8 protein-coding genes and 2 pseudogenes are annotated in these 15155 nt (G+C 65.9%); 8 read left to right on the plus strand and 2 right to left on the minus strand.

Annotated features, from left to right (window positions below; all coding sequences use genetic code 11):
- Nucleotides 1–30 precede the first annotated feature (30 nt).
- The 5 genes and pseudogenes from yrfG to RND78_RS16705 all read left to right on the plus strand — a co-directional run bounded on the left by yrfG (nt 31) and on the right by RND78_RS16705 (nt 5651).
- Complete coding sequence (yrfG, locus tag RND78_RS16685) at nt 31–690, plus strand: GMP/IMP nucleotidase (RefSeq protein WP_312730387.1); 660 nt, start codon at nt 31–33, stop codon at nt 688–690.
- A gap of 62 nt (nt 691–752) precedes the next feature.
- Nucleotides 753–1640 (plus strand): LysR family transcriptional regulator, encoded by an 888-nt coding sequence (locus RND78_RS16690; RefSeq protein WP_312730390.1) that lies wholly within the window; start codon nt 753–755, stop codon nt 1638–1640.
- Nucleotides 1641–1741: 101 nt separating this feature from the next.
- A complete protein-coding gene (gene fdhD / locus RND78_RS16695; protein WP_312730391.1) occupies nt 1742–2557 on the plus strand; it encodes a formate dehydrogenase accessory sulfurtransferase FdhD in 816 nt (271 codons plus the stop codon).
- Nucleotides 2558–2578: 21 nt separating this feature from the next.
- Nucleotides 2579–4903: an FdhF/YdeP family oxidoreductase gene (locus RND78_RS16700; RefSeq protein WP_312730392.1), complete on the plus strand. Its 2325-nt coding sequence runs from the start codon at nt 2579–2581 to the stop codon at nt 4901–4903.
- Nucleotides 4904–5082: 179 nt separating this feature from the next.
- Nucleotides 5083–5651: pseudogene (locus tag RND78_RS16705) on the plus strand (nucleotidyltransferase family protein).
- On the opposite strand, the gene RND78_RS28310 reads toward RND78_RS16705, so the two are convergent.
- Nucleotides 5638–6504 carry a methyl-accepting chemotaxis protein gene (locus tag RND78_RS28310; RefSeq protein WP_409457068.1) on the minus strand — a complete coding sequence of 289 codons (867 nt, stop codon included), beginning with the start codon at nt 6502–6504 and terminating at the stop codon, nt 5638–5640. The pseudogene RND78_RS16705 and the gene RND78_RS28310 overlap by 14 nt on opposite strands.
- A pseudogene (locus RND78_RS28315) lies at nt 6496–7632 on the minus strand (methyl-accepting chemotaxis protein); the annotation flags it as partial. The pseudogene RND78_RS28315 and the gene RND78_RS28310, both read right to left, overlap by 9 nt.
- A gap of 324 nt (nt 7633–7956) precedes the next feature.
- Between RND78_RS28315 and RND78_RS16715 the strand changes: the two are divergent.
- The 3 genes from RND78_RS16715 to RND78_RS16725 all read left to right on the plus strand — a co-directional run bounded on the left by RND78_RS16715 (nt 7957) and on the right by RND78_RS16725 (nt 15154).
- Nucleotides 7957–8946, plus strand: coding sequence for an LLM class oxidoreductase (locus tag RND78_RS16715; RefSeq protein WP_312730397.1), 990 nt, complete (start codon nt 7957–7959; stop codon nt 8944–8946).
- Nucleotides 8947–9228: 282 nt separating this feature from the next.
- Nucleotides 9229–13197 carry a trifunctional transcriptional regulator/proline dehydrogenase/L-glutamate gamma-semialdehyde dehydrogenase gene (gene putA, locus RND78_RS16720; RefSeq protein ID WP_312730398.1) on the plus strand — a complete coding sequence of 1323 codons (3969 nt, stop codon included), beginning with the start codon at nt 9229–9231 and terminating at the stop codon, nt 13195–13197.
- 205 nt (nt 13198–13402) lie between these two features.
- On the plus strand, nt 13403–15154 hold the full coding sequence (locus RND78_RS16725) for a type I secretion system permease/ATPase (RefSeq protein ID WP_312730399.1): 1752 nt from the start codon (nt 13403–13405) through the stop codon (nt 15152–15154).
- The last annotated feature ends 1 nt before the right edge of the window (nt 15155 follow it).

The following is a 15155-nucleotide window of genomic DNA, read 5'->3' on the forward strand; positions in this document are numbered from 1 at the left end:
AACCCGCCTGTTACATGATCCGGAGTCACCATGACCCCTCTCGACTGGAGCCGTATCGATACCGTGTTGCTGGACATGGACGGCACCCTGCTCGATCTGCACTTCGACAACCATTTCTGGCTGGAGTACCTGCCGCAGCGCTACGCCGAGCGTCACGGCCAGTCCCTGGCGCTGGCCAAGGCCGAGCTGGAGCCGCTGTTTCGCAGCCACCAGGGCAAGCTGACCTGGTACTGCCTGGACTTCTGGAGCGCTGAGCTGGGCATCTCCATGCGCGAACTCAAGCAGGAGATCGCCCACCTGATCGCTCTGCGGCCGGACGCCGACACCTTCCTGGCTGCCCTGCAGCGCGCCGGCAAGCGTGTGGCGCTGATCACCAATGCCCATCGCGATTCCTTGTCGCTGAAGCTGGAGCGCATCGAGCTGGCGCCCTATTTCGACCGGCTGATCAGCTCCCACGACTACGGGTTCCCCAAGGAAGAACAGCAATTCTGGCACGCCCTGCAGGCCGACTTCGCCTTCGATCCGGCGCGCACCCTGTTCATCGACGACAACCTGCCGATCCTGCGCAGCGCCCGCGACTACGGTGTCGCCCACCTGCTGGCGATCCACGAGCCGGACAGCCGTCGCGGGCCCAAGGACAGCGAGGAGTTCGCGGCGGTGCGGGACTATCGGGAGATACTGCCGCAGTGACAGCCACCCTCACCCCGGCCCTCTCCCAGGGGGAGAGGGGACAGAGCGCCTGGAGGTAATCGGTGGACATCAAGCAACTGCGCTTTCTCATCGCCCTGGACGAGACGCGCCACTTTGGCCAGGCGGCAGCGCGGTGCCATGTGACCCAGCCGACCCTGTCCATGCGCCTGCGCGGCCTGGAAGACGAGCTGGGGGTGGAACTGGTGCGTCGGGGGCAGCGCTTCGAGGGTTTCACCGAGGCCGGCCAGCGCATCCTGGCCTGGGCCCGGACGCTGATGGCTGCCCACGATGGCCTCTACGCCGAGGCCCAGGCCTTCCAGGGGCAACTGGTGGGTACGCTGCGGGTCGGCCTGGTGCCCCTGGCCAGCTTCGATCCCATGCCCTTGCTGCAGCACCTGCGCCTGCTGCATCCCAAACTGCATTTCCAGCTGCAGGTGCTCAGTACCGAGCGCATCCTCGAAGCCGTGGCCAGCAATCGCCTGGAGCTGGGCATCTCCTATCTGGAGCACCTCGACCCGGCACGCTTCGATAGCCTCACCCTCACCGAGACGCGCATGGGGCTGCTCTATGACGAGCGGCATTTCATCTTCGACCAGACCGCCCTGGACTGGCAGGCGGTGGCCGGGCTGCCGCTCGGGTTGCTGACGGGCGCCATGCATTTTCGCCAGTCGGTGGACCACGGCTTTCGCAGCCTGGGCCTGACCCCGCAGCCGGTATTGGAGACCGATGCCGTCTATCTGCTCCTGCAAGCGGTCAATGCTGGGCTGTGCTGCGCCGTGGTGCCCCTCGCCGGCGGTTTCGACCGCCTGACGCCCCACGCGCGGCTGATCCCCATCGACACGGCCCGTACCCTGACGCCCCTGGGCCTGCTCATTCGTCGGACCGAACCCCGACTGGCGGTCGCCGATGCCTGCTTCCAGGCGGTCAAGGCGCTCTATAGTCGCGAGTGATAGATGGCGTTTATCAAGGCATCGGTCATAGCGATTAGACGCCCTGGGATATGCTGGTTAATCTTTGATCTGTGTCAAACCGCCGCAGGTCGTGTTCGCCCATGTCCCAGGAATCGCCAGGTCCTGTCGTCCCGCTGCCCGCCGGCTATGCCTTCGCCGAGCTGGAGCAGCCCGCCGTGCATGGCGAACAACCGCTGGCCGAGGAAGTGGCGCTGGCCATCGCCTACAACGGCATCAGCCATGCGGTGATGATGGCGACGCCGGCCGACGTGGAAGACTACGTGGTCGGTTTCAGCCTCAGTGCCGGCATCGTCGAGGCCATCGACGACATCTATGGCATCCAGGTGCGCCGGGTTGGTGAAGCCCTCAATGTCGACGTCGAGATCAGCAGCCGCACCTTCTGGGCGCTCAAGCAGCAGCGCCGCCAGTTGGCCGGGACCAGTGGCTGCGGTCTGTGCGGGGTCGAGGCCCTGGAGCAGGCGCTGCCGCAGCTGGATCGGCTGCGCAAGGTGCCACTGCCTCCGGCTGACCATCTGCACGACCTGCGCCAGCGTATCGACGCGGCCCAGGATCTCGGTCAGCGCAGCGGGGCGGTGCATGCCGCGCTGTTCATCGATGGCCAGGGCGAACTGACCCTCTGTCGCGAGGACATCGGCCGCCACAACGCCCTGGACAAGTTGATCGGCGCCCTGCTGCGCCAGCGCCAGCCGGTGCGCGAAGGCTGCGTGGTGGTGACCAGTCGCTGCAGCCTCGAACTCATCCACAAGGCGGTACGTGCCGGACTCGCCACCCTCATCACCCTGTCGGCCCCCACCGGGCTGGCGGTGGAATGGGCGCGTCGCCATCGCCTCAATCTGATCCACCTGCCACACCGGTCGCCGCCGCGGGTCTATGCCCCGGCGCCCGTTGCCTCCTGAACCGAACCCACGGGTATCGTCATGAACAAACCTCAGCAGTCCTTCAAACCCTATCAAGGCCCCGCCGCCGGCTGGGGCGCCCTGAAGAGCGTGGTGCACTTCTGGCTCGACAGCGGCAACGCCTTCAAGAATCTGCGTACCCTGCTCAAGACCAATCAGGACCACGGTTTCGACTGCCCCGGCTGCGCCTGGGGCGAGGCGCCGGAGAACGGCCTGGTGAAGTTCTGCGAGAACGGCGCCAAGGCGGTCAACTGGGAGGCCACCAAGCGCCGCGTCGATGCGACCTTCTTCGCCCGCCACAGCGTGACCTCGCTGCTGGAGCAGAGCGACTACTGGCTCGAATACCAGGGCCGGCTCACCGAGCCGCTGCGCTATGACGCCGCCACCGATCGCTACGTGCCCATCGCCTGGGACGAGGCCTTCGCGCTGATCGCCAAGGAGCTTAAGGCCCTGGCCAGTCCCGACGAGGCCGAGTTCTACACCTCCGGTCGTGCCAGCAACGAGGCGGCCTTCCTCTATCAGCTGTTCGTGCGCGCCTACGGCACCAACAACTTCCCCGACTGCTCGAACATGTGCCACGAGGCCAGTGGCGTCGGCCTGGGCCGCAGCATCGGCGTCGGCAAGGGCACCGTGACCTATCACGACCTGGACGAGGCGGATGCCATCTTCGTCATCGGCCAGAATCCCGGCACCAACCATCCGCGCATGATCGAGACCCTGCGCAACGCGGTGAAGCGCGGTGCCCAGGTGGTCTGCTTCAACCCGCTCAAGGAACGTGGCCTGGAGCGCTTCCAGCATCCGCAGAGTCCGCTGGAGATGCTCACCAACGACTCGCGGCCGACCAACACCGCCTACTTCCGCCCGGCCCTGGGTGGCGACATGGCGGCACTGCGCGGCATCGCCAAGTACCTCCTGCAGTGGGAGCGCGAAGCCGCCGCCAAGGGTGGCAAGCGCGTCTTCGACCATGACTTCATCGCCGCCCATACCCTCGGCATGGACGACTACCTGGCCCAGGTCGATGCCACCTCCTGGGAACTGATCGAGCGCCAGTCGGGGCTGTCGCTGCACGAGATCGAGCAGGCCGCGCGCATGTATGCCCGCGCCGAGAAGGTCATCATCTGCTGGGCCATGGGCATCACCCAGCACCGCCACTCGGTGGCCACGGTGCAGGAGATCGCCAATCTGCAGCTGCTCTGCGGCCACATCGGCCGACCCGGCGCCGGTCTCTGCCCGGTGCGCGGCCACAGCAACGTCCAGGGCGACCGCACCATGGGCATCGACGAGAAGGCCCCGGCCTGGCTCAGCGACGCCCTGGCCAAGCGCTTCGCCTTCGAGCCGCCGCGCCAGCGCGGGCACAACACCGTGGAGGCCATCGCCGCCATGGAGCAGGGCCAGGCCAAGGTCTTCATCGCCCTGGGCGGCAATTTCGCCCAGGCCACCCCGGATACCCCGCGCACCCACAAGGCGCTGCGCAAGTGCCGGCTGACCGTGCACATCGCCACCAAGCTCAACCGCAGTCATCTGGTGACCGGCCAGCAGGCGCTGATCCTGCCGTGCCTGGGTCGCACCGAGACGGACGTGCAGAAGGGCGGCAAGCAGGCCATCACCGTGGAAGACAGCTTCAGCATGGTGCACGCCTCGGCCGGCATCCTGCGGCCGCTGTCGGCGCAGATGAAGTCCGAGCCGGCCATCGTCGCCGGGCTGGCCAAGGCCACCCTGGGCAACCACCCGGTGGACTGGGACTGGCTGATCGAGGACTACGACCGCATCCGCGACCTGATCGCCGACGTCATCCCCGGCTTCCAGGACTTCAATGCCCGGCTGGCCGCGCCCGGTGGCTTCTACCTGGGCAACAAGGCCGGGCGCCGGGAGTGGAACACCCCCACCGGCAAGGCCAACTTCGCCGCCAATGCCCTGCTGCATGACCTGCTGCCGGACGCGGTCCGTCGCCAGGGCATCAAGCCGGACCTGATCCTGCAAACGATGAGATCCCACGACCAGTACAACACCACCATCTACAGCCTCGACGACCGCTATCGCGGCGTGAAGGGCCAGCGCGACGTGGTCTTCGTCAACCAGGCCGATCTGGATCGCCTGGGCGTGGCCGCCGGCGAGAAGGTGGACTTGGTCGCCCTGTGGGACGACGGCATCGAACGTCGGGTCCGCGGCTTCACCGCGCTGCCGTTCGACATCCCGGTCGGCCAGGCCGCCGGCTACTACCCGGAGACCAATCCGCTGGTGCCCCTGGAGAGCTACGGCGAAGGCAGTTTCACGCCAACCTCCAAGTTCGTCGCCATAAAGGTCGAGAAGGCCAGCGCCGGCAATCGCATCGCCTCGGTCGCCTGAACGGGGTAGGCGGTCTGCTTGAAGAGCCTTTTCAAAGGTTCGCGAGCTAGAGCCAAACAAGGCGAAAATGCTCGAGGAAGCGGAGTTTACGAGTAGTAAATGAGCATTCCGAAAGCATTTTCAACGCTGTTTGGCCGACGCGCAGCAGTCTTTGGACAGACTCTGAGGGGAGGGCAGCCATGCAGCGCATCGCCACCTGGCTCGGCGAGGATCCGGTTCGTTGCCGGTTGCTGCTCGTGCTGGCAGGCCTGCAACTGCCCGATGCCTGGCTGGCGGCTGGTTTCGTGCGCAATCTGGTGTGGGATCGCCTGCATGGCTATCCCGAGCCGACTCCGCTGGCAGATCTGGACGTCATCCATTTCGGCCGGTCGACTGCCGACCCGAGCGGGACAGGGGCATCGAAGCCGCATTGGCGGCGCGGGCGCCAGGCTGGCCCTGGTCGGTGAAGAGTCAGGTGCGCATGCACCTCCGCAATGCCGACCCGTCCTATGGCGACAGCCTGGATGCCATGCAGCATTGGCCCGAGGCGGAAACCGCGCTGGCGGCCCGCCTGACCTCGGCAGGCTGCAGCGAGGTGGTCAGCCCCTTCGCCCAGCGCGGCCTGGTCTTCCTGCCTCTCACGCCCAATCCGCTGCGTCCCCGGCTCGCCGCCTTTCGCCAGCGCCTGGCGCCCACGGGTTGGTGCGAGCGCTGGCCGCGCCTGCAGGTGCAGACGCCCTGGGCGAAGTCGAGGACTAGGCGACCTTGAAGCGTGCCGACAGCTCCTGCAATTGCAGGCTCAGGCGCGCCAGTTCGCTACTGGAGCGAGCGGTTTCCGCACTGGCCGCGGCAGTCTGGTCGGTCACCTCGTGGACCTTGACCACGCTGCGACTGATGTCTTCCCCGGCCGAACTCTGCTGCTCGACCGCGGCGGCGATCTGCTCGCTCATGGACTCGATCTCATCCACCGCGCTGCTGACGCTACCGAGCATGACCCCGGCCTGGCGGGTCAGGTCGACACTGCTGGCGGTCAGCTGGATGTTGCGGTCGAGCGCGGCGCTCATCTGGTCGGTGCTGCCATGCAGGCTGGTGATCAGGGTGGCGATCTCGTCGGTGGAGGAGCGGGTTCGCTGGGCCAGGCCGCGCACCTCGTCGGCCACCACGGCGAAGCCGCGACCCGCTTCGCCCGCGCGGGCGGCCTCGATGGCGGCGTTGAGGGCCAGCAGATTGGTCTGGTCGGCCACGGCCTTGATCACGTCCAGGACGCCGCCAATGCGGTCGGCGTCCTGCCTGAGCGACGCCATGGTGTCCTGGGTGGTATCCACTTCCTGGGCCAGGTCCTCGATCTGGGTGACCACCTGGCCGACCGTCATGTCGCCCTCGCGGGTCTTGGACGCCGCTTCCCGTGCGGCTACCGAGGCCTGGCCGGCGTTGCGCGCCACCTCGCCGATGGTGGCGGTCATCTGGTGCATGGCCGTGGCGATCTGTTCGGTCTCGACCTTCTGCGCCATGGCGCCGGCCCGGGTCTGCTCGGTGATGGCGGAAAGCTCTTCGGCCGCGCTGGCCATCTGTACCACGCCGTCGCGGAGTTCGCGGATCAGCTCGCGCAGGTTTCCGGTCATGCGTTGCAGGGCGCTCTGGAGCACGCCGAGTTCGTCCTGGCGGTCGACCGCTACTTGCACACTCAGATCGCCGCTGGCGACCTGCTCGACCAGGCGTATCGTCTCGCGCAGGGGCGTCACGATGGAGCGGGTGATGATCCAGGCCGTGGCCAGGCTGAGGGCGATGATGGCGAGCAGCCAACCCAGCAGCGAGTGCTGGGCGCTGCTCATGTCGGCCTTGCGCAGTTGGCCTTGAACCGCCTTGAGTTCGTTGCTGATATCCGCCAGCGTCTGGGTGGTCTGGTCGAGGCCCTTGCCTGCCTCGACCGCCTTGGCCTGCAGTTCGACCATATGATCGAAGTACTGGGCGTAGCCTTGGATGCCACCTTGCAGCGCCTGGAACTGGTCCGTGGGCAGGAGGCTCTCCACCTCCTTCAGTTTGGCGCGGACCTGGTCCAGGCTCTGCCTGACGCGCTGCTCCTGGTTGGCGCTGGGGGCGGCCCGGTAGGAGCGCGATTCCAGCCGCATCCGCTGGCTGGCTGCGAAGAGTTCGCTGAGTTGCTGTTGGGCGGTCGGGTGTTCTGCCTCTTTCTGCGTCGCCGCCAGCGTCTTGAACCGTTCAGTCAGGTCGTCGCCGAGCTTGCCTCCGGCATCGCGGCTCTTGGTCTGTTCTGCCGAGAGGGCCACCCGGTCTCGCTGCAAGGCGCGATAACGCTGGAGCGACTCCTGCGCCTGCCGGGTGAGTTCCTGATTGCGCTTAACCTTGGAGGCGTTCGCGACACTCTCCAACTGGCCGGCGAAAAGATCGATGCTCTTCAGCCACTGGGTCGCCTGCTCCGGGGTATCGTCGAGCGCGAATGCCTGGCCCTGGATACGCATGTCTCGACTGTAGAAGCCCAGCAGGTCGATGGCCTCGACCCGCAGGCCGCGCCGATTCAGGGAGTCGATGCCATTCCAACCGCTGTAGGCGATTAACAGCGTGGGAATGATGAGCAGGATAAAGCCCAACAGCAGCTTCGAACGGACGCTGATATTTTTCAGTTGCATGACAAAACCCTGGCCGCGATGCCGCAGTCGATAGGAAGTAAAGAGGTAGGTGGGAATAAATAGGAAAGCGGCGAAGTGTGTCAATGTTTTTTGTTTTGCCATTATTGCCAAGTTGGCTTTCTAATTCGCCGAGCAATATCGAATTCTTGTCGAGACTCATTGTGGCGAGTTAGTTTGTATAGCTTTTTTCCTCTAACGATTCGTGATTAAAGTATTTCTATATAGATAAAGGTCCAATGAGCAGGATGCGCGGCTTGGATGGCGGGGCTTGCCAGGTAAATACCTGCAGAACTTCTGTTCATTCGATTACTATTGAGGCAGGGGCCTGTCCATGAACTAGGTGGATACCGGGTGCAGCCTGATAGAACCCTGGGATATCGTCAGACTCAATAGAGGTATTCCGCCTCGTCTCCGGCAAGGTCTTCAATGTCCGTCACTGATCGCCGCCATGCCTTCCTCCAGCATCCGGGCTTCTCGCGACTCTTCGCGCCGGGACGCCTGACCCTGGGTTTCCTGCTGCCCCTGGAAGGCTATCCCGACGATCCCATGCCGACCCTGCGCGACCATGCGCGCTTGGCGCGGCTGGCCGACCAGCTGGGCTTCGCCGCGCTCTGGGCGCGCGACGTGCCCTTCTACGATCCCGGTTTCAACGACGCCGGCCAGGTGTTCGAACCCTTCACCTATCTTGGCTATCTGGCTGGTATCACCCAGCACCTGACCCTGGCCACCGGCAGCGCCGTCATCACCCTGCGCCATCCCCTGCACCTGGCCAAGATGGCGGCCACGGTCGACCAGCTCAGCGAGGGTCGCCTGGTGCTGGGGGTGGCCTCCGGGGATCGGCCGGTGGAGTACCCGGCCTTTGGCCTGGAGAGCGAATTCGAGCGACGGGGCGAGCGCTTTCGCGATGCCTTCGAGATGTTCCGGCTGGCCGGCGAGACGAATTTCCCCTTGGGTGAATTTCGCCGCTTCGGTGATCTACAGGGCGTGGCCGATCTGGTGCCCAAACCGGTGCACGGCAGGATTCCGGCGCTGGTGACCGGACGCAGCCGGCAGACGGTGGACTGGATCGCCGCCAAGGCCGATGGCTGGTTCTACTACTTCGTGCCCGCTGAACACGTTCCGGCCCTGACCCGGGTGTGGCGCGAGGCGCTGGACGAGATCGGCGGGCGCGAGCTGTTCAAGCCCTTCGCCCAGGGGCTGTTCTTCGAGCTGGCCAGCGACCCGGCCCAACCACCGCGCCCGATCCATGCCGGGCTGTCCTGCGGTCGGCGGGCCCTGGTGGACTACCTCGGCCAGTTGCAGGAAGCCGGGGTCAATCACCTGGCTCTTAATCTGCGGCCTTCGCGGCGCCCGGCCAGCGAGGTCGTCCAGGAGCTGGGAGAATTCGTGCTGCCACATTTTCCGTCTCTCTCCTGACGCTCGGCACAAGACGCTGACCGAAGGTGTGAAGCCAGGTAACACTTGTCTGGCTAACGATCTGTCCTCGTCGCCTTTCGCCTGGCGGATTTCCTCGTGGCGGGGGTTCAACCCAGTAGCAACCCTTGGCCTGATCTCTGCATAGTCTTGCGATCTGTTACCTGGCTGCTGGTGCAACCAGATCGACGGTAGAACCTGTCGGGTTGCACTTGGTTGCACTTTTCTGTCGGGCGGCGCTAAGCTGCGCCGAATTTCGACGCCTTATTGCTTGAGGACCTGCGCATGGCCACCACCACCACCCTGGGCGTAAAGCTCGACGAAGCCACCCGCGATCGCCTCAAGGAAGCTGCGCGCCGTATCGACCGGACCCCGCACTGGTTGATCAAGCAGGCTATCTTTACCTACCTGGAAACCCTGGAAAGCGGTGCGACCCTGGCCGATCTGCAGGGTATCGCCCAGCGGCTGGCCGAGGGTGACAACGAGGCTGTCGAGGCCCTGGCCGATCCGGTCTACCAGCCGTTCCTGGAATTCGCCGAGAGCATCCTGCCGCAGTCGGTGCTGCGTTCGGCCATCACTGCCGCCTATCGCCGCCCGGAAGAAGAGCTGCTGCCGTTGCTGCTGGAACAGGCACGCCTGCCCGCAGCCCAGGCCAAGGCCACCCATGAGCTGGCCCATCGCATCGCCGAGAAGCTGCGCAACGCCAAGGGTGCAACCGGGCGCTCCGGAATGGTGCAGAGTCTGCTCCGCGAGTTCTCGCTGTCCTCCCAGGAAGGCGTGGCCCTGATGTGCCTGGCCGAAGCCCTGCTGCGCATCCCCGACAAGGGTACCCGTGATGCCTTGATCCGCGACAAGATCAGCACCGGCAACTGGCAGCCGCACCTGGGCAACAGCCCGTCGCTGTTCGTCAATGCCGCCACCTGGGGCCTGCTGCTGACCGGTCGCCTGGTGTCGACCCACAACGAAGCCGGCCTCACCAGCTCGCTCAACCGTCTCATCGGCAAGAGCGGCGAGCCGGTGATCCGCAAGGGCGTGGACATGGCCATGCGCCTGATGGGCGAGCAGTTCGTCACCGGCGAGACCATCGCCGAGGCCCTGGCCAACGCCAGCAAGTTCGAGGCGAAGGGCTTCCGCTACAGCTACGACATGCTAGGCGAAGCGGCCCTGACCGAGGCCGACGCCCGCCGCTACCTGGCCTCCTACGAGCAGGCCATCCACTCCATCGGCAAGGCCTCCCACGGTCGCGGCATCTACGAAGGCCCGGGCATCTCCATCAAGCTCTCGGCGCTGCATCCGCGCTACAGCCGCGCCCAGTACGACCGGGTGATGAGCGAGCTCTATCCGCGCCTGCTGGAGCTGACCCTGCTGGCCAAGCGCTACGACATCGGCCTGAACATCGACGCCGAGGAAGCCGATCGCCTGGAGATTTCCCTGGACCTGCTGGAGCGGCTGTCCTTCGAGCCGCAGCTGGCCGGCTGGAACGGCATCGGCTTCGTCATCCAGGCCTACCAGAAGCGCTGCCCGCTGGTGATCGACTACCTGATCGACCTGGCCAAGCGCAGCCGGCGCCGGCTGATGATCCGCCTGGTCAAGGGCGCCTACTGGGACAGCGAGATCAAGCGCGCCCAGGTGGAGGGGCTGGAGGGCTATCCGGTCTACACCCGCAAGGTCTACACCGACGTGGCCTACCTGGCCTGCGCCCGCAAGCTGCTGGCGGCGCCGGAATCCATCTATCCGCAATTCGCCACCCACAATGCCCACACCCTGGCGGCCATCTACCAGCTCGGCGGGCAGAACTACTACCCCGGCCAGTATGAATTCCAGTGCCTGCACGGCATGGGCGAGCCGCTGTACGAGCAGGTGGTGGGCAGCGTCAAGGACGGCAAGCTGGCACGGCCGTGCCGCATCTATGCCCCGGTGGGCACCCACGAGACGCTGCTGGCCTACCTGGTGCGCCGGTTGCTGGAAAACGGCGCCAACACCTCCTTCGTCAACCGCATCGCCGACCACTCCATTTCCCTGGACGAGCTGGTGGCCGATCCGGTGGTGCAGATCGAACAGCAATCCACCAGCGAAGGCGCCATCGGCCTGCCGCATCCGCGCATTCCCCACCCGAGCGCCCTGTATGGCGTCGAGCGGCGTAACTCCAGTGGCCTGGACCTCTCCAGCGAGCACCGCCTGGGTTCGCTGTCGGCCGCGCTGCTGGCCAGTGGCAACACCGCCTGGGAAGCTCGCCCGCTGCTGGGGCGCGCCAGCGAGCCGGCCATTCCGCAGCCGGTGCTCAATCCGGCCGATCGCCGCGATCGTGTCGGCCAGGTGAGCAACGCCACCCGCGTGGATGTCGACATCGCCCTGGAAGAGGCCCTGGCCGCCGCGCCCATCTGGCAATCCACCCCGCCCGAGCAGCGCGCCGCGGCCCTGGATCGCGCCGCCGAGCTGATGGAGGCGCAACTGCAGCCGCTGATGGGCCTGCTGGTGCGCGAAGCCGGCAAGACCTACGCCAACGCCATCGCCGAGGTGCGCGAAGCGGTGGACTTCCTGCGCTACTACGCCGCCCTGGTGCGCCGTGACTTCGCCAATGACAGCCATCGCCCGCTGGGCCCGGTAGTCTGCATCAGTCCCTGGAACTTCCCCCTGGCCATCTTCGCCGGCCAGATCGCCGCAGCCCTGGCCGCCGGCAACACCGTGCTGGCCAAGCCGGCCGAGCAGACCCCACTGATCGCTGCCCAGGCCGTGCGCCTGCTGCTGGAGGCCGGCATCCCCGAGGGCGTGCTGCAGTTGCTGCCAGGCGAGGGCGCCACCATCGGCGCCGCCCTGGTCAACGACGTGCGGGTCAAGGGCGTGATGTTCACCGGCTCCACCGAGGTGGCCCAGATCCTGGCGCGCAACATCGCCGGGCGCCTGGACGCCCAGGGCCGGCCGATCCCGCTGATCGCCGAGACCGGTGGCCAGAACGCCATGATCGTCGACTCCTCGGCGCTGGCCGAGCAGGTGGTGACCGATGTGGTCGCCTCCGCCTTCGACAGCGCCGGCCAGCGCTGCTCGGCCTTGCGCGTGCTCTGCGTGCAGGACGACGTGGCCGATCGCGTGCTGGAAATGCTCAAGGGCGCCATGGCCGAATGCCGGCTGGGCAACCCGGAGAACCTGGCCATCGACATCGGCCCGGTGATCGACGGTGAGGCCAAGGCCACCATCGACAAGCACATCCAGACCCTGAAAGGCAAAGGCCGCCGGGTGCACCAGGGCGGTCGCGTGGAAGGCGATGCCATCCACCGCGGCACCTTCGTCATGCCCACCCTGATCGAGCTGGAAAGCCTGGCCGAGCTGGGGCGCGAGGTCTTCGGGCCGGTGCTGCACGTGGTGCGCTATGCCCGCAAGGAGCTGGACAAGGTCATCGACCAGATCAACGCCACCGGCTACGGCCTGACCTTCGGCGTCCACACCCGCATCGACGAGACCATCGCCAAGGTGATCGAGCGGGCCCATGCCGGCAACCTCTACGTCAACCGCAACATGGTTGGCGCGGTGGTCGGGGTGCAGCCCTTCGGCGGCGAAGGCCTTTCCGGTACCGGTCCCAAGGCCGGCGGCCCGCTGTACCTCTATCGGCTGCTCAGCACCCGTCCTGATGGCGACCCGGCCGTGGCCCTGGCCAAGGGCAGCGCCGGTGACACCGAATGGCAGGTACGCGAGGCCCTGCGGCAACAGGCGGGCAATCCGCTCGCGGCGCTGCAGGACTGGGCCAGGCAGCAGGGGCTGGGCGAGCTGGAGCAGGCCTGCGTCCGCTTCGCCGAGGAATCCCTGAGCGGCCTGACCCGCCTGCTGCCGGGCCCCACCGGCGAGCGCAATAGCTACAGCCTGCTGCCGCGCAGCCGGGTGCTGTGCCTGGCGACGGACGAAAGCGACCTGCTGCTGCAACTGGCCGCGGCCATGGCGGTGGGCAGTACCGCCCTGGTCGAGGAGGGCCACAAGGCCACTCTCAATCGCCTGCCGCAAGCGGTGAGGGCGCGGGTGCAGGTGGCAGTCGACTGGCGCAAGGACGAGGTCGCCTTCGAAGCCGTGCTGCACCACGGCGACTCCGATCAGTTGCGCCAGGTCTGCCAACAGGTGGCCAAGCGCAACGGCCCTATCGTCGGCGTCCAGGGCCTGGCCCGCGGTGAGACCGCCATCCCGCTGGAGCGTCTGCTCATCGAGCGCGCCCTGAGCGTGAACACGGCGGCGGCGGGGGGCAATGCGAGTCTGATGACTATTGGATGAGGCGCACTGTCTAGACTTGAGGCGCGACGCTTACCTCCCGGACATGCGCTGAGTCCCACATGATCCCGGTCGTTCCCTTCCTGAAGGCGACTGGGATTTCTTTGCCAGTCCGCACTTATTTGATCGTCTTGGCAGCAGGTTGCAGGCGGTACTGTTAGAGTCGGAACGCGCTGGCTCTGCGCTTCGGTTTCCAGCTGGTATTTGCATGCACTACAACCATAAGACGGATCTCGAGCAGGCGCTGGCCGCGTGCAAGGGCAGCTTTCTAGCGGTCGGTTTCTTCAGCCTGTTCATCAATCTGCTACTGCTGGTGCCCGCGTTCTACATGCTGCAGGTGTATGACCGAGTGCTCACCAGCTATAGCATCACCACGCTGATCATGCTGACGCTGATCATGCTGCTGTTGATGGCGACCTATGGCGCTCTGGAGTGGGTGCGTTCGCGCATGCTGATCCGCGTATCCACCCGGCTCGACCTGTTGCTGAACCGCCGTTTCTACGAAGCGAGCTACCAGCAAGCCCTCTACAGCGGCGGTGCCCTGGCTTCGACGCAGGCGCTCAACGATCTGACCGGGTTGCGCCAATTCCTCACCGGTCCGGGACTGTTCGCCTTCTTCGACGTGCCCTGGCTGCCGCTCTACATCGCGGTGATGTTTTTCTTTCATCCATGGTTCGGCGTCTTCACCATCCTCGGTGCCTTGCTGCTGCTCGCCCTAGCCTTCGCCAACGAGCGACTGACCGGCCGTCACTTGGCCGAAGCCAACCAGGAACATGGCCGGGCTACGCAGTTCACCAGCAAGAACCTGCGTAACGCCGAGGTGGTGACGGCCATGGGCATGCTACCCAGTCTGTTCGAGCGCTGGCGCCAGCGTAACAACCGGGTACTGGCGCTGCAGGCGAACGCGAGCGAACGGGGCGGCGCCCTGAGCAACCTATCCAAGACCCTGCGCATGATCCTGCAATCGCTGATCCTTGGTTTGGGTGCCTGGCTGGTGATCGATCACCAGATCACCCCGGGTCTGATGACCGCGGGTTCCCTGCTGCTGGGTCGTGCCCTGGCGCCGATAGATCTCATGATCGGTAGCTGGAAGGGCTTCGTCACGGCGCGCGGCCAGTACGAACGCCTCAATGCCTTGCTGCGCCAGATACCGGCCGAGCCGCCACATATGCTCTTGCCCGATCCCGTCGGCCACCTGGCCGTAGAGCAGGTCTTCCTGACACCGCCGGGGGCCAGCCAACCCGTGCTTAAGGGGCTGAGTTTCAACGTGGTTGCGGGGGCATCGGTAGGTATCCTAGGTGCCAGTGCCTCCGGCAAGTCGACTCTGGCCAGGGCGCTGCTGGGCATTTGGCTGCCGCAGACCGGCAAGATTCGTCTCGACGGCGCCGACATCGCCCAGTGGCCACGACATGAGCTAGGTCCTCATCTCGGCTACCTGCCCCAGGACATCGAACTCTTCGAGGGGAGCATCAGCGACAATATCGCCCGTTTCGGCCCGGTTGATCCCAAGGCGGTGGTCGAGGCGGCCGAACTCGCTGGGGTGCACGAAATGATCCTGCGCCTACCCCAGGGGTACGATACGCTCATCGGCGCCCAAGGTGGGACCCTGTCCGGCGGTCAGCGGCAACGGCTTGGCCTGGCTCGTGCGGTGTACGGCAAGCCCCGGCTGGTGGTGCTGGACGAACCCAATTCGAACTTGGACGAACAGGGCGAACGCGCCCTGGGGATCGCCTTGGCCCGGCTCAAGCAAAGCCAGACCACCTTGCTCATCGTGACGCACCGGGTCAGTGCCCTGGCCTATGTCGATCATCTTCTGGTACTCAACGAGGGGCAGATCGCGCTGTCGGGGCAACGCGATCAGGTGCTGGCACGACTGCAGGGCCGTGCCGAGTCATCGGCGCCAGCCGCGCCGGAGGGGCTACCCGGTAGCGAAGCCCGCGAACCTGGACGGGAGGCATGAG

Source organism: Pseudomonas oryzihabitans (assembly GCF_032027545.1).
Taxonomy (GTDB): Bacteria; Pseudomonadota; Gammaproteobacteria; order Pseudomonadales; family Pseudomonadaceae; genus Chryseomonas; species Chryseomonas oryzihabitans_F.

What these genes read in the sequence shown, in the direction of transcription:
- RND78_RS28310 (WP_409457068.1), bottom strand. Translation starts at nt 6,504, where the DNA reads ATGACCGGAAACCTGCGCGAGCTGATCCGCGAACTCCGCGACGGCGTG.
- RND78_RS16715 (WP_312730397.1), top strand. Translation starts at nt 7,957, where the DNA reads ATGTCCGTCACTGATCGCCGCCATGCCTTCCTCCAGCATCCGGGCTTC.
- yrfG (WP_312730387.1), top strand. Translation starts at nt 31, where the DNA reads ATGACCCCTCTCGACTGGAGCCGTATCGATACCGTGTTGCTGGACATG.
- putA (WP_312730398.1), top strand. Translation starts at nt 9,229, where the DNA reads ATGGCCACCACCACCACCCTGGGCGTAAAGCTCGACGAAGCCACCCGC.
- RND78_RS16725 (WP_312730399.1), top strand. Translation starts at nt 13,403, where the DNA reads ATGCACTACAACCATAAGACGGATCTCGAGCAGGCGCTGGCCGCGTGC.
- RND78_RS16700 (WP_312730392.1), top strand. Translation starts at nt 2,579, where the DNA reads ATGAACAAACCTCAGCAGTCCTTCAAACCCTATCAAGGCCCCGCCGCC.
- fdhD (WP_312730391.1), top strand. Translation starts at nt 1,742, where the DNA reads ATGTCCCAGGAATCGCCAGGTCCTGTCGTCCCGCTGCCCGCCGGCTAT.